General features: G+C 34.1%; 10 protein-coding genes and 1 pseudogene. 5 read left to right on the forward strand and 6 right to left on the reverse strand.

Translation table 11 applies throughout. The annotated features are described in order from the left end of the window. Window positions 1-4 precede the first annotated feature (4 nt). The 3 genes from BTJ66_RS12605 to BTJ66_RS12615 all read right to left on the reverse strand — a co-directional run bounded on the left by BTJ66_RS12605 (window position 5) and on the right by BTJ66_RS12615 (window position 9,866). Window positions 5-7,738, reverse strand: coding sequence for a YSIRK-type signal peptide-containing protein (locus BTJ66_RS12605; protein ID WP_099091294.1), 7,734 nt, complete (start codon window positions 7,736-7,738; stop codon window positions 5-7). 308 nt (window positions 7,739-8,046) lie between these two features. Next, window positions 8,047-9,141 carry an ABC transporter permease gene (locus BTJ66_RS12610; protein WP_099091295.1) on the reverse strand — a complete coding sequence of 365 codons (1,095 nt, stop codon included), beginning with the start codon at window positions 9,139-9,141 and terminating at the stop codon, window positions 8,047-8,049. Beyond that, complete coding sequence (locus tag BTJ66_RS12615; protein ID WP_099091296.1) at window positions 9,138-9,866, reverse strand: ABC transporter ATP-binding protein; 729 nt, start codon at window positions 9,864-9,866, stop codon at window positions 9,138-9,140. The genes BTJ66_RS12610 and BTJ66_RS12615 overlap by 4 nt, the downstream gene beginning before the upstream one ends. A gap of 138 nt (window positions 9,867-10,004) precedes the next feature. Here BTJ66_RS12615 and BTJ66_RS12620 point away from each other — a divergent pair, with 138 nt between their 5' ends. Together BTJ66_RS12620 and BTJ66_RS12625 are read left to right on the forward strand one after the other, a co-directional pair. Then, a complete protein-coding gene (locus BTJ66_RS12620) occupies window positions 10,005-10,571 on the forward strand; it encodes a TetR/AcrR family transcriptional regulator (RefSeq protein WP_099091297.1) in 567 nt (188 codons plus the stop codon). A 445-nt stretch (window positions 10,572-11,016) separates the two neighbouring features. After that, window positions 11,017-11,148 (forward strand): beta-class phenol-soluble modulin, encoded by a 132-nt coding sequence (locus BTJ66_RS12625; protein ID WP_099091298.1) that lies wholly within the window; start codon window positions 11,017-11,019, stop codon window positions 11,146-11,148. Window positions 11,149-11,221: 73 nt separating this feature from the next. Here BTJ66_RS12625 and BTJ66_RS12630 read toward each other — a convergent pair whose 3' ends face one another. Further along, window positions 11,222-11,692, reverse strand: a complete 471-nt coding sequence (locus BTJ66_RS12630; RefSeq protein ID WP_099091299.1) for a peptide-methionine (S)-S-oxide reductase — start codon at window positions 11,690-11,692, stop codon at window positions 11,222-11,224. Between the two features lie 145 nt (window positions 11,693-11,837). Between BTJ66_RS12630 and BTJ66_RS12635 the strand changes: the two genes are divergently transcribed. From BTJ66_RS12635 to BTJ66_RS12645, 3 genes are all read left to right on the forward strand, one after another. Continuing rightward, the gene (locus BTJ66_RS12635; protein ID WP_099091300.1) at window positions 11,838-12,056 is read left to right on the forward strand and encodes a hypothetical protein; all 219 of its coding nucleotides are present in this window, start codon (window positions 11,838-11,840) and stop codon (window positions 12,054-12,056) included. Window positions 12,057-12,416: 360 nt separating this feature from the next. Next, window positions 12,417-13,367 (forward strand): oxygen-dependent tRNA uridine(34) hydroxylase TrhO, encoded by a 951-nt coding sequence (gene trhO / locus BTJ66_RS12640; protein ID WP_099091301.1) that lies wholly within the window; start codon window positions 12,417-12,419, stop codon window positions 13,365-13,367. 124 nt (window positions 13,368-13,491) lie between these two features. Continuing rightward, window positions 13,492-14,385 carry a VOC family protein gene (locus tag BTJ66_RS12645; protein ID WP_167380400.1) on the forward strand — a complete coding sequence of 298 codons (894 nt, stop codon included), beginning with the start codon at window positions 13,492-13,494 and terminating at the stop codon, window positions 14,383-14,385. Between the two features lie 107 nt (window positions 14,386-14,492). On the opposite strand, the pseudogene BTJ66_RS12650 reads toward BTJ66_RS12645, so the two are convergent. Together BTJ66_RS12650 and BTJ66_RS12655 are read right to left on the reverse strand one after the other, a co-directional pair. Further along, window positions 14,493-15,067 (reverse strand): annotated as a pseudogene (locus BTJ66_RS12650) (dihydrofolate reductase family protein). 320 nt (window positions 15,068-15,387) lie between these two features. Next, on the reverse strand, window positions 15,388-15,539 hold a 152-nt coding region (locus tag BTJ66_RS12655), incomplete at its 5' end, for a transglycosylase family protein (protein WP_161940562.1).

Consider the following 15,539-nt stretch of genomic DNA (forward strand, 5'->3'; position numbering starts at 1 on the left):
TCTTTTATTTATCTTTGGTTTCATTATCTTTACGTCTTCTGAATAACATGACACCACCAAGTGCTGCCAATAATGATATCAATCCATTCCCCATATTTTCGTTACCTGTATCAGGTAATTTGTCTTTATTTGTTTGATGTTCATTTTCTTTATCTGCCGCGTTATATATTGAGCCAGATCCACTGATTGATTCAGACTTACTCAGTAACTCGCTTTCACTGATTGATTCTGATGTACTCAGTGATTCACTCTCACTGATTGATTCGGATGTGCTCAATGACTCTGATTCACTAATAGATTCTGATGTACTTTGTGATTCGCTCTCAATAATAGACTCAGAAGTGCTTAATGACTCACTTTCGCTAACTGACTCTGAGGTACTCAATGATTCGCTTTCACTGATTGATTCAGACGTACTTTGTGATTCGCTCTCACTAATAGACTCTGATGTACTTAGTGATTCGCTTTCGCTAATTGACCCTGATTCACTTAATGTCTCACTTTCACTGATTGATTCAGAAGTACTTAACGATTCGCTCTCACTGATTGATTCGGATGTGCTCATTGATTCACTTTCACTGATTGATTCGGATGTGCTTAATAATTCGGACGTGCTCAATGATTCACCCTCGCTAATTGATTCGGACGTGCTCAATGATTCACTCTCGCTGATTGATTCCGAAGTACTTTGTGATTCTGACTCACTAACTGATTCGGATGTGCTTAGTGACTCACTCTCACTAATAGATTCGGACGTGCTTAATGATTCACTTTCACTTATTGATTCTGATGTACTTAATGATTCGCTCTCACTGATCGATTCAGACGTACTTAGTAATTCGCTTTCACTGATTGACTCTGATGTACTTAGTGATTCGCTTTCGCTAATTGATTCGGATGTACTTAACGATTCGCTTTCACTGATTGACTCTGATGTGCTTAATGATTCGCTCTCACTGATTGATTCGGATGTGCTTAATGATTCGCTCTCAATGACAGATTCAGAAGCACTCAATGATTCGCTCTCACTCATTGATTCGGATGTACTCATTGATTCGCTCTCACTGATTGATTCGGATGTGCTCAACGACTCACTTTCACTTATTGATTCGGATGTGCTCAACGACTCGCTCTCACTTACTGATTCAGAGGTACTTAACGATTCACTTTCACTTATTGATTCGGATGTGCTCAATGATTCGCTCTCGCTGATTGACTCTGATGTGCTTAATGACTCGCTTTCACTGATCGATTCAGAAGTACTTAGTGATTCGCTTTCACTTACTGATTCTGAAGTACTCAATGATTCGCTTTCGCTAATTGATTCTGACTCACTAATAGATTCTGACGTACTTAACGATTCACTCTCGCTGATTGACTCTGATGTGCTCAATGATTCACTTTCACTTACTGATTCAGAAGTACTTAATGATTCGCTCTCACTGATTGACTCAGAAATACTTAACGATTCTGATTCACTTATGGATTCTGACTCGCTGACAGATTCAGAAGTGCTTAATGACTCACTTTCGCTTAACGATTCTGATGTGCTTAATGATTCACTCTCACTGATTGACTCATAAGTACTTAACGATTCACTCTCACTAATCGATTCTGAAGTACTTAACGATTCACTCTCGCTGATTGACTCGGATGTGCTTAATGACTCGGATTCACTAATAGATTCAGAGGTACTTAATGATTCTGATTCACTTATTGATTCGCTCTCACTTAGTGACTCTGATGTGCTTAATGATTCACTTTCACTTACTGATTCTGAAGTACTTAATGACTCACTTTCACTGATTGATTCAGAAGTGCTTAATGATTCGCTCTCGCTGATTGATTCTGAAGTACTTAATGATTCGCTCTCACTGATCGATTCAGAAGTACTTAGTGATTCGCTTTCGCTGATTGATTCTGATGTGCTTAATAATTCGCTCTCGCTGATTGATTCTGAAGTACTTAATGATTCGCTTTCACTTATTGACTCTGATGTACTCAATGATTCACTTTCACTGATTGATTCTGATGTGCTTTGTGATTCGCTCTCACTTAGTGACTCTGATGTGCTCAATGATTCGCTTTCACTGATCGATTCTGAAGTACTTAACGATTCGCTTTCGCTTACTGATTCTGATGTACTCAATGATTCACTTTCACTTATTGACTCTGATGTGCTCAATGACTCGCTTTCACTTACTGATTCTGAAGTACTTAACGATTCGCTCTCGCTGATTGACTCAGATGTGCTTAATGACTCACTTTCACTGATCGATTCTGATGTACTCAATGATTCAGATTCGCTAATTGATTCTGAGGTACTTAACGATTCACTCTCGCTGATTAACTCAGATGTACTTAATGATTCGCTCTCACTGATTGATTCCGAAGTAATTAATGATTCACTCTCACTGATTGACTCTGAAGTGCTTAGAGATTCTGACTCACTAATAGATTCTGATGTACTTTGTGATTCGCTCTCACTGATTGATTCCGAAGTACTTAACGATTCAGATTCACTTATTGATTCGGATGTGCTCAATGATTCTGACTCGCTGATAGATTCAGAAGTGCTTAATGACTCGCTCTCACTTACTGATTCTGATGTGCTTAACGATTCGCTCTCACTAATAGACTCTGAGGTACTCAATGATTCACTCTCACTAATCGATTCCGAAGTGCTCAATGATTCACTTTCGCTAATTGACTCTGATGTGCTTTGTGATTCGCTCTCACTGATCGATTCAGAAGTACTCAATGATTCGCTCTCACTGATTGACTCTGATGTGCTTAATGACTCACTTTCACTGATCGATTCAGATGTACTTAACGATTCACTCTCACTGATTGACTCTGATTCACTTAATGATTCGCTTTCACTGATTGACTCTGATGTACTTAGTGATTCGCTCTCACTAATCGATTCCGAAGCGCTTAATGATTCGCTCTCACTGATGGATTCAGAAGTACTTAACGATTCGCTCTCGCTAATTGACTCTGATGTGCTTAATGATTCGCTTTCGCTGATTGACTCTGATTCACTTAACGATTCACTCTCACTGATTGACTCTGATGTGCTTAATGATTCGCTCTCACTGATTGACTCTGAGGTACTCAATGATTCACTTTCGCTAATTGACTCTGAGGTACTCAATGATTCACTTTCGCTAATTGACTCTGATGTGCTTAGTGATTCGCTTTCGCTGACAGATTCTGATTCACTTAATGATTCACTTTCACTTACTGATTCAGAAGTGCTCAATGATTCGCTCTCGCTAATTGACTCTGATGTGCTCAATGATTCGCTCTCACTAATTGATTCTGATGTACTTAATGATTCTGATTCACTTATGGATTCGCTGTCACTTACTGATTCAGAAGCACTCAATGATTCACTTTCACTTACTGATTCTGAAGTACTTAATGACTCACTCTCACTGATTGACTCTGAAGTACTCAATGATTCACTATCACTTATTGATTCAGAAGTGCTTAATGATTCACTTTCACTCATTGACTCTGAAGTACTTAACGATTCGCTCTCACTTACTGATTCGGATGTGCTTAATGACTCACTTTCGCTAATTGACTCTGAAGTGCTTAGAGATTCTGACTCACTGATTGATTCGGATGTGCTCAATGATTCTGACGTACTTAATGATTCGCTTTCACTGATCGATTCGGAGGTACTTAACGATTCTGATTCGCTAATAGACTCTGATGTGCTCAATGACTCACTCTCACTGATCGATTCAGATGTACTTAACGATTCACTCTCACTGATTGACTCTGATTCACTTAATGATTCGCTTTCACTTATTGACTCTGAAGTACTTAGTGATTCGCTCTCACTTATTGATTCTGATGTACTCAATGATTCACTTTCGCTGACAGATTCTGATTCACTTAATGATTCACTTTCACTTACTGATTCTGATGTACTTTGTGATTCTGATTCGCTGATTGATTCCGAAGTGCTTAATGATTCACTCTCACTTACTGATTCCGAAGTGCTTAATGACTCACTTTCACTGATGGATTCAAAAGTACTTAACGATTCGCTCTCACTAATCAACTCTGATGTGCTCAATGATTCACTTTCGCTAATTGACTCTGATGTACTTTGTGATTCGCTCTCACTGATTGACTCTGAAGTGCTCAATGATTCGCTCTCGCTGATTGATTCTGATGTGCTCAATGACTCACTCTCACTAATCGATTCCGAAGTGCTTAATGACTCACTCTCACTAATCGATTCCGAAGTGCTTAATGACTCACTCTCACTAATCGATTCCGAAGTGCTTAATGACTCACTTTCACTGATTGATTCCGAAGTGCTCAATGATTCACTTTCACTAATTGATTCCGAAGTACTCAATGATTCACTTTCACTAATTGATTCCGAAGTACTCAATGATTCACTTTCACTAATTGATTCCGAAGTACTCAATGATTCACTTTCACTAATTGATTCCGAAGTACTCAATGATTCGCTCTCACTGATCGATTCAGATGTACTTAACGATTCGCTCTCACTGATTGACTCAGATGTGCTTAATGACTCGCTTTCACTGATTGATTCTGATGTACTTTGTGATTCTGATTCGCTGATTGATTCCGAAGTGCTTAATGACTCGCTCTCACTGATTGATTCGGATGTACTTTGTGATTCACTCTCACTGATTGATTCAGAAGTACTTAGCGATTCTGACTCACTAATAGATTCTGATGTGCTCAATGATTCGCTCTCACTGATTGATTCGGATGTACTCAATGATTCACTCTCATTTATTGATTCGGATGTACTTAGTGACTCACTCTCACTAATAGATTCGGACGTGCTTAATGATTCACTTTCACTTATTGATTCTGATGTGCTCAATGATTCGCTCTCACTGATTGACTCAGAAGTACTTAACGATTCACTCTCACTAATCGATTCCGAAGCGCTTAATGACTCACTTTCACTTATTGATTCAGAGGTACTTAACGATTCACTCTCGCTGATAGATTCAGAAGTACTTAATGATTCACTCTCACTTATTGATTCCGATGTGTTCAATGATTCTGACTCGCTGATTGATTCAGATGTGCTTAATGACTCGCTTTCACTGATTGATTCTGATGTACTTTGTGATTCTGATTCGCTGACAGATTCAGAAGTGCTTAATGACTCACTTTCGCTTAACGATTCTGATGTACTTAATGATTCACTCTCACTTATTGATTCAGACGTGCTCAATGATTCGCTCTCACTTATTGATTCAGACGTGCTTAGTGACTCGCTCTCGCTGATTGACTCGGATGTGCTCAATGATTCACTCTCACTAATCGATTCGGATGTACTTAACGATTCTGATTCGCTAATTGATTTGGATGTGCTTAGTGATTCGCTTTCGCTAATAGACTCTGACTCGCTGATTGATTCGGATGTGCTCAACGACTCACTTTCACTCAATGACTGAGAAGTGCTCAATGATTCACTCATGCTTAATGATGTTGACTCACTTAAAGATTGCGAAGTACTTAATGACATACTTAAACTCAAGGAATTAGATGTGCTTTGTGATTCACTTAAACGTTGATTCTGTGACTTTGCATCATTAACAATTTGATCTATTGCTGCTTTTGTAGATGCATTTTGAATTTTTTTATTATAATCTGCCTTTTGATCTTCTGATAAAATTGGTAATGCACTCACAGTAGTTTGCGCTTCTTGTTTTTGCTTATTCAATAGATTTGAAGCATCTTTAGCTTTAGCATCATCTACAATTTTAGTAGCAGCATTTGGATCTGTGATATTAGAAATTTGATTATTGAAATTTGTCTTTTCTTGATTTGTTAGATTTGGTAATGTATTTATTTGAGCTTTAGCTTGATCCTTTACCTTATTTAATAAATTCTGACTATCTAAATTTTTAGCATTATTATAAATAGTACTCATACCGCTTAAAGCTGTAGTATTATTAACTTGATTAATAAAATTAGTTTTATCATTATTTGTGAGATTCGTTAATTTATTAATTGCCTCATTGGTTACTACTTTACCTTGATCATTTATATTTTGAATTTGTGTTCTTAAATCTTTGATAGTTGTTGTACCATTGAGTTGATTTATCATATTGGTCTTCGTTTGACTATCAACCAAATTAAAATTATTTATTTCATTAACTGCATTCGTATATTCATTGTTAAAGGTACCGAAATCACTAAAATTAAAGGTGAAATCTGTAGAACCTTTTAATGCTTGCACACCTGTTGCTCTGATATAAGAAATCTTTAACACACTCGAAGAATCAAAAGTCTTCGCATCAACAATAATACTAAGGTTCATCCCCATGCCGCTTGAAGTAACACTTGCCCCACTATTTTTTAAAAATGAATAATTACCATTACCTTCATTAGTAAACTCTATTCCTTTATTATTAGTAGGGTCAGAAGCATTTACAGAAATAATACTTGGTTGCAACTTGCTATCTGCATTGATTCTAAAACCTTCATAAGAATTAAATCCTGCTAATAAACCTTTACTTGTTGAAAACGGCAACTGCAGTTCAATTCGGCCATTATCAAGTGTTTTAAAGGAAATATTTGATGCTAAATCAGACCAATCATTTCTCCCAGTACCTGTAATGCTTTTATCATAGCCTACTAAATTGCCATATTCTTTATTCGCTGGCAACATTATTGCATTTGCAACCGCAGCTCTAACATTCATTGTTTGTAGGGAACGTGATTCAGCCATTCTGTTCATAGTTCTTAACTTATTGGGCGTAGCTAAAGGTTGGCTTTTATCTTGCTTTTCAGCAGTTTTTTTTAAAATTTCTAGCAACAAATTCTGTTTTGATTCTTTATTACTTTCAAATTCTTTAACATTGATATTTAAATCCTTTGCCGCTTGCTCTATATCATTGTCATTTAATTTTGTATCATTTGTTGAACTGGTCTTTGTGCTATTTTTTTCAGGGGTTAATTGAGGAGTTGATTTAGCTATTTCTTGATGACCACTCGCTGTTGAATCATGCACTTTAGCTTTCGAAGACTTTCGATTCACTTCATTTTTAATCGCCGCTTCATTTTTCTGTTCTGGTAGTTCTTTGCTAACATTGTTTCCTCTCTGCTTTGATAAATCTTGTTTTGATTTAATATGTTTTGCATTTGGGGTATCACTATCTTTAGTATTGTTTGATGATTTAGTTTCTTTCTTAGATTTTTCTTCTTGCAACTCGAATTTCGGGTTAACTTCTAAGTCTTTTTTTGACTCATTAGTTTCTATTGCATTTTTATTCTTATCTTCAGGATTATTATCAGCGTTTACCTCTGCTTGTTGCTCATTTGTCTGTGGTTCATGCTTTATTTCTTCTTGAGGCTGTGTAGCTTCTTGTCTCTTCTCTGTTTGTGGCTTTTCTTCTGTACTATTTATTGCGTTTTTATTATTATCTTCTAATACTTTCTCTTGGCTTGCTGAATCGTCTGGTTCATCATTCATATCCACTTTTTCTTGGACAGGTCCTTTAGCATCACTATTTTCTCGCTTCTCTAAATTCGCTTTATTATCTGATTGTACACTATCCACTTTGCTTTTTTCTATTTCATCAGCATTAGCTTCACTAGACAAGCCCATATACATGAGTGTACCGATTAATATCGAAGATACACCTACTGTAAATTTACGAATTGAATATTTATTCAGGGTATTGTTTAAAAAGTCTATCTTCCTTTTTTTGAATTTCATAAATTACGCTCCTAAATCGTTTTTATTATGTACAATTATATATAATAAATAAAAGGTTATGTACCCTTTTACTCAATTTTAATGTTTCAATCAAAAAAATTAAAGACAAATGATTATACAATGATAATATTGCACTATATCTTCGAATATTTTATAACTTTTGAAAAATACTTCAATGTTTTTATATTTGCATACAATTAATTTAACAAAAAAAGACTTCTATTCAAATTGACACTTATACAGTGACCTTTTGAATAAAAGCCTTCAAATTATTATTTTTAAATTTTTTTACTCATCGCTAATCTCAATTAAACTTTTCTATAACGTTTAAGACCCACAATATTGAGTATTGTAAATACAAAAATAAACACAAATAGAATACAAACATCAAACCATATGAATTCGAATCCTTGGCCTTTGATCATTATATTAGTCAATGCATCACCAGCATATCTTAATGGAAACAGATAACCAATAACGCTGACCCAATTTGTAATATTTTCTAATGGAATAATACCTGAGAAGAAAACTTGTGGTATCGCAACGATTGGAATAAATTGCATCATTTGGAATTCTGAATTTGCAAAAGTTGAAACGAATATTCCCATTGAGAGTGCAGCTAATGCGATTAAAATGTTAATCAACAATACCCACCAAATACTACCTACTACTTCAATATTCAATATGAGTATGGCATAAAATACAATAAGCAGTGTTTGAAGAATGGCAAATAAGCCATATCCAACTAGATAGCCAAACACGATTTCACTACGTTTAACCGATGTTGCTAATAAACGTTCAAGTGTCCCATTTGTGCGTTCTCGTAATAACCCTATACCAGATATTAAAAATACAAACAAGAATACGAAGAAACCAATAAGTATCGGAAACATTTTATCAAAATAAGTGCTATCTGCATCCCCATATAAATAATGATTATCTAATTTAATACTTTCAGATGATTGTGCATTACCTTGTTTCATATGGTCAGGCAATTTCTCGACAATGTCCACCATATCTTGCATTTTATTTTTTTGCATAACACTGCCTAGTAATTGCTTTGTAGAAGCTGTTTTACTTGGGTCTTCATTTGTATATGTTACTTCTATGTTAGAACCGTGTTTTGTAAGATAACTGTCCAATTTCGAATCGACAATCGTTTTTTTTATAGAATCAGGTGATTGTATATGTACTATATCTACCTTATTTGACGGCAATGCGTTTACAATTTTTTCTGGTACATGATCATCGACACCGATTTTTAAATTTGTTTCTGAATTCGTATCGAACACAAAATATAATAGCGTTAAAACGAGCAGTGGTGCAAACAGCATAAGTGCCAATGTTCTTTTATCTCTGAGTAATTCTTTTGTCACTCTTATAAAGACAGCTTTAAATCTCATGTTTGCACCTCCGATTCTGCTTTAATAAACACCTCTTCTATAGATGTCACATTAAATTTCTTTTTTAATTCTTGTGGTGTCCCCATAGTAAATAAGCGCCCTTCAACAATTAAACCGATATAATCACAACGCTCAGCTTCTCCCATAACATGTGTCGTTATAATCACTGATTTACCATGTGCAGTTAAATTATTTAATTGCTTCCAAATATCTCTTCTTAAACTTGGGTCTATACCTACTGTAGGTTCATCTAAAATAATAAGATTAGGATTAGCAAGTAACGTAATAGCTAGAGATAATCTTCGCTTCATCCCACCAGAAAACGTATTAACAATATTATTTAGTTCATTTTCTAAATGAACCAGTTTCATATTTTTATCTATTGCTTGTTTTAGCTGTTTTCCATCTAAACCCATTAAATTTCCAAAAAATACCAGATTTTCCCAAGCTGTTAAAGATTCATACAGTGCATCACTTTGCCCCATATAACCAATTTCATTTAAAATTTTGCGATCTGGTATTTCAGTATCGAAGATTTGAGCATAACCTTTATCTAATTTTTCCATACCCATTAAACATTTAATCGTAGTTGTTTTGCCAGAACCACTTGGACCTATTAATCCTAATATTTTACCAGTTGAAAGTTCTATATCAATGTTATCTAATACTTTCTTTTTGCCGTAATATTTAGTCGCACTTCTTAATCTCGCTACTTGTTCAGACATATGACCCCTCCTAATTAGACGCTATGTCAATTATCATTCATAATGTGATTATATATCTCAAATCTATAAAATCAATGAAAAAATACCCTTTAATGAACATATTGAAATTATGTCTAATAATATTTGGAGTGACTTTAATTGAATGAAGAAATAATGACCGATGCACGTATTCTCAAAACCAAAAGAAATACTAGGAAAGCGTTAATTTCACTGTTGAAAATAAAAAAATATGATGACATTTCAGTGAAGGACATATGTGAAGAAGCTGGTGTCAGTCGAGGCACTTTTTACTTACACTACAAAGATAAATTCGATTTGGTACAACAATACCAATATGAAATCACAAAAGAAGGTAGTAAAAGAGTTCAAAACTTATTACACAGCGAACGCCATTTGCTATATTATCATATGCTTAATTTTTGGAATAATGAAGCCGAACTTTTACTATTACTAATTTCTAAGAACGGCTCTCCCTATATACAAAATCAGTTAAAAGAAATGTTACAGTATAATGCCAAAGTAAATGTTTTCCCTCACATCAAAGTAGGTCCTTTTAGCCAGCAAGAACAACACTATTTTATAATATTTTTAAGCAACGCTATATTTGGTGTCATTCAAGAATGGGTTAACAATGGTCAACAAGAAACGCCCAAAGAATTGTCTGAAATAATTTACAAGATTATACCTGATGCACTATTAGGTTAAGTTAATATAACAAATGCACATTTCTATGATTTTTAGAAATGTGCATTTTAATTATCAGTTAACTATTCATTATCTACATAAACTTTTGTACGAATTTAATAGCAACCATCCCCAATTAATTAAAGCATCTGACCCTTTTTTAATTAATTGATCAATTCTACGAATAATTTCTAATAATTCTTTCAAGTTGATCAAGAAAATTCGTCTAAGTTCCTGATGACATTTAATCCCCCTCTACCAAAATAGACAACTTTACAAGATTATAAAAAATAAAATAATTATTCATTTCTCACAATTCCTATAAAAAAACTATTATTACACTTAGGAATAAAAAAGTATAAGTTAGGCATTTTTGTGCAATTAATTAATAAAATTAGATATATTGTATTTAATAAATTAAAGCGTTGGTTTTAATTTAAATTTCTAAAATAAAGGAGTGTCACACATGGCAGGAATCGTTGAAGCAATTGGTAATGCAGTAAATGCAGGTATAGCACACGACTGGGCAACAATGGGCGTTAGTATCGCAGATGTTTTAGCTAAAGGTGTAGACTTTATCTTAGGTTTCTTTAAATAAAGCCGTATAAATAAAACCCTTTTCTAACATGCCTCAAGTAAGTAGGAATGTTTTAGAGAAGGGTTTTTTGTTTCTATTTATATTTATTTACGAGCGCTTCAGGTAGATGGCAATAATCATCTGGGAATTTTGTAAGCCTATCTTGGTGTTCTTCTGCGCTTCTTACATAATTTGTCAAAGGCAATATTTCTGTTGCAATAAGATGATGATCCTCGATAGCATCTATATATTTTTGAGCTTCTTTTAAATGTGCCACATCCTCACTATATACTCCAGTTCTATATTTTAGTCCGACATCTTGTCCTTGTTTATTCACACTATACGGATTTATAATCTCAAATAAATAACCTATTAATTCAGTGACGGATACTTTTTGCGGATCAAATTGTGTCTTAACAACTTCTACATAACCATCGTATTCACCATCTAACGTATCCGTTACACCGTTGGCTCTCCCACCTTCCGTATGGATAACACCGGGCAACGTTTTCACAAATGCTTGTACACCCCAAAGGCAGCCACCAGCTAAATAAATTGTTTCCAATTCGATCCACTCCTTATTTTTTATCCTTGTTAGTCGAGTATAGATATTTAACCATTTTATTTCAATGTCATCTAATTACTCTGCATTATACAATATGATTGAGTTTTTTCGAAAAGGGAAAATAATTATTATAAGGAGGTATTATATGCCTAAAGTAGAAAAAAGAATGTTAGAAGATATTGAAAATAAACAAACGAGATCCGAAAGTAATTTAAGTTCAGAAAAAGAAATGCAACAAAATGCTTTCGAGAGACTCGGTAAAGATGTCGTTATTATCGAAACATTATCGATCATGAATATTATTTTTGCAATTAGCACCATTGGCTTAGTTTGCGCGCTTATATTCACAAACAAAAATAAGTGATTTTATACCATCTCACTATAGAAGTAGCACTTTAGTTCACTTGAGCTACGGCCTAAGCATAAGTTCTATCTACTTGCCACATTATGATGAGTCCGAGACATTGATTTATGTCCGGACTTATTTGTGTTTCATTTTTAAAACAATACTTGTATAATCAAAAAATTTAATTTACTTCAATTTATAAATTGAATAATATCCCTTTTTTGTTATAATGTAATAATGATAATTTTGTGTTTAATCTCAAAAATAAACAAACCTTATTAAATCAAAGATTCTGTCATTCATTATATTAACGCAAAATGAAACCAATATTTTATATAAATTTATAAGGGAAAGCATAAATAAAAGGAGAATAAAATCATGGATTATAGAGTATTATTATATTACAAGTATACAACGATTGATGACCCTGAATTATTTGCTACTGAGCATTTAGAATTTTGTAAAGACTTAGAGCTTAAAGGGCGTATCCTCGTATCAACTGAGGGTATTAATGGAACTGTTTCTGGAACTGTTGAGGCTACTGATAAATACATGAAAACATTAAAAAACGATGCTAGATTCCAAGGGATTACATTTAAAGTCGATGAAGCTGAAGCCCATGCCTTCAAAAAAATGCACGTACGTCCTAGACAAGAAATCGTGGCACTAGATCTTGAAGAAGATGTAGATCCTAGAGAACTTACTGGTAATTACTTATCGCCAAAAGAATTTAGAGAAGCTTTATTATCAGATGATACAGTCGTCATTGATGCTAGAAATGATTACGAATACGATTTAGGTCATTTCCGTGGTGCAGTTAGACCAGATATCACAAGATTTAGAGACCTACCTGACTGGATCAAAGAAAATAAAGAACAATTTATGGATAAAAAAATCGTTACGTATTGTACCGGTGGCATTCGTTGTGAAAAATTCTCTGGCTACTTACTAAAAGAAGGCTTTGACAATGTAAGTCAACTTGAAGGCGGTATTGCTACTTACGGGAAAGATCCTGAAACAAAAGGTGAATTCTGGGATGGTAAAATGTACGTATTCGACGAACGTATTAGCGTGGAAGTAAACCATGTAGATAAGACAGTAGTCGGAAAAGAGTGGTTCGACGGCACGCCTTGCGAACGCTATATTAATTGTAGTAACCCTGAATGTAATAAGCAAATTCTTGTATCAGAAGAAAATGAAGCACGTTATTTAGGTGCATGTTCTCATGAATGTGCTGCACATGAAAATAATCGTTATGTTAAAAAACATGACATTAGTGACGAAGAAAAAGCAAAACGCTTAGAAAATTTTAAAGAATTAGTTAAATAATCAAACACAATCTCTGTTATGTATACATAGCAGAGATTTTTTATGTAACTAACTATCTGTATTTAAGGTTTTATTTAGGGTATATAGCATATATTACAATATTTAAAATACAGGAGATGAAATGATGTATAATCAAAAAATCGTTCCACACTTATGGTTTGACACTGAAGCAGAACAAGCGGTGAATTTTTACACAAGTGTTTTCCCTGAAACTAAAATTATTAAAAAAGCAATATTGCAGGATACACCTTCTGGAGACGCACAACAACTAATTTTTAATATCTTTAATTATCGCTTTATGGCTATTAATGCTGGGCCATATTTCGTTAAAAATCCTTCAATTTCATTTACCGTTCTCTTTAACAAATCTGAAATAGATTTATTAGAAAGCGTCTATAGCAAGTTAATCAAGAACGGAAAAGCTATTATGCCTTTGGATCAATACGATTTCAGTGAAAAATATGGCTGGGTACAAGACCAATATGATGTATCTTGGCAACTACTCGTCACAGATATCCCTATTACGAATCGCATTGAGCCATCATTAATGTTTATGAATGACAATGTTGGACGTGCCGAAGAAGCGATTAATTTCTACAATGAAGTATTTAATAATAGCGAACAAGGTGGTAAATTTTATTATCCTGAAGGCCTTGAACCAAATAAAACATCACAGTTAGCACATGCACGCTTTAAAATTGAAAATCAATGGTTCACATGTATGGATAGTGCTTATGACTATAATTACCAGTTTAACGAAGGTATTTCATTAATCGTTACATTAGATAACCAGGTTGAACTAGATGCTTATTGGCATAAATTGTCAGCTGTGCCTGAAGCTGAACAATGTGGTTGGCTAAAAGATAAATTTGGTGTGTCTTGGCAAATTGTTCCGAAACAGTTAGATGAAATGATGTCACATGGCACGCAAGAACAGCTCAACCGTGTCACTGAAGCTTTTCTAAAAATGAAAAAATTTGATATCGCTGCATTGGAACTTGCATACCATAATGAGTAATCAACATATCGATTAAACCTGACAATACATTTACATTAATAATTAAAAAAGCGTGCAAACGATATTTTCTTCTCAATGTTGAGGTTGATTGTTTACACGCTCATTCATTATTTTAATATTTGATAATTCAAGCCTAAAGCACCTGATTCAAAAGTCTCACTCGCTATTAATTTAAGCGCCATTTGATCATTTATATTTTGAAATAACGGTAACCCTTTGCCTATTAATGTTGGTGAAATCGTAATTTTATACGCATCCACTAAATTTAATTGCATTAAATAATGCGCAAACCTTGGACTACCTAATACGACAATATCTCCGCCTTCACACTGTTTTAATTTATTAATTTCTTCTTCCACGTGATCTTTTATTAGCTTTGAGTTATTCCATTCAACACTTTCTAGCACTTTAGAAAAAACAATTTTTTCAACATTTTCAATCCATTTAGCATGGTTTAACTCATGTTCACTAGCATTTTCATCTGAAGGAACTGTTGGCCAATAGTCATACATCATTTCATAGGTTTTTCGTCCCCATATAATCGTGTCAGCTGTGCTCAACACGCTATCCGCAAAATCCTCTACTCATGATTATAAGCAACCCAGCCGATATCCATTGCACCTTTAGGACCTTCTACAAACCCATCTAAACTACTGTGTAAAAATACTATAAGTTTCCTCATATTTAAACTCCTTTTTTTAATGACGATTCCATTCAACTATTTTATTCTAGTCAAATCGATCAAAGTATCACTATTATACCTACCCGTTTAAATATGAATTAGTAACTATTTTAAAAATATCCCTTTCAAAATAAGCCACAGATGACATAAATTAACTTTATTCCATGTTCATTGAAATACTCAAACTCTAAAAATCTTTTAATTATCGTAGTATGGATTACTTAATGATCAAAAAAATCCCGACTTCTGTTTTAAGAAGCCGGGACTTAATGTACAACATTAATTTTCTATATTCATATGATATTTAGTTACTTTACAATTTATGCAGTAACCCATTGTGATGCACCTTCTGTGTCATATAGTTTTTGAGCTGCAGCATCTTGTACTGATTCTGGTGCTGAAGCAGCTGGTTGACCTTGATATTCAGATGGTGCTACTGAATCCCATGTACTTTGTAAGAATTGGAACTTAC

It is taken from the genome of Staphylococcus edaphicus (genome assembly GCF_002614725.1).
Taxonomy (GTDB): Bacteria; Bacillota; Bacilli; order Staphylococcales; family Staphylococcaceae; genus Staphylococcus; species Staphylococcus edaphicus.

What these genes read in the sequence shown, in the direction of transcription:
- BTJ66_RS12605 (WP_099091294.1), bottom strand. Translation starts at nt 7,738, where the DNA reads ATGAAATTCAAAAAAAGGAAGATAGACTTTTTAAACAATACCCTGAAT.
- BTJ66_RS12610 (WP_099091295.1), bottom strand. Translation starts at nt 9,141, where the DNA reads ATGAGATTTAAAGCTGTCTTTATAAGAGTGACAAAAGAATTACTCAGA.
- BTJ66_RS12615 (WP_099091296.1), bottom strand. Translation starts at nt 9,866, where the DNA reads ATGTCTGAACAAGTAGCGAGATTAAGAAGTGCGACTAAATATTACGGC.
- BTJ66_RS12625 (WP_099091298.1), top strand. Translation starts at nt 11,017, where the DNA reads ATGGCAGGAATCGTTGAAGCAATTGGTAATGCAGTAAATGCAGGTATA.
- BTJ66_RS12635 (WP_099091300.1), top strand. Translation starts at nt 11,838, where the DNA reads ATGCCTAAAGTAGAAAAAAGAATGTTAGAAGATATTGAAAATAAACAA.
- trhO (WP_099091301.1), top strand. Translation starts at nt 12,417, where the DNA reads ATGGATTATAGAGTATTATTATATTACAAGTATACAACGATTGATGAC.
- BTJ66_RS12645 (WP_167380400.1), top strand. Translation starts at nt 13,492, where the DNA reads ATGTATAATCAAAAAATCGTTCCACACTTATGGTTTGACACTGAAGCA.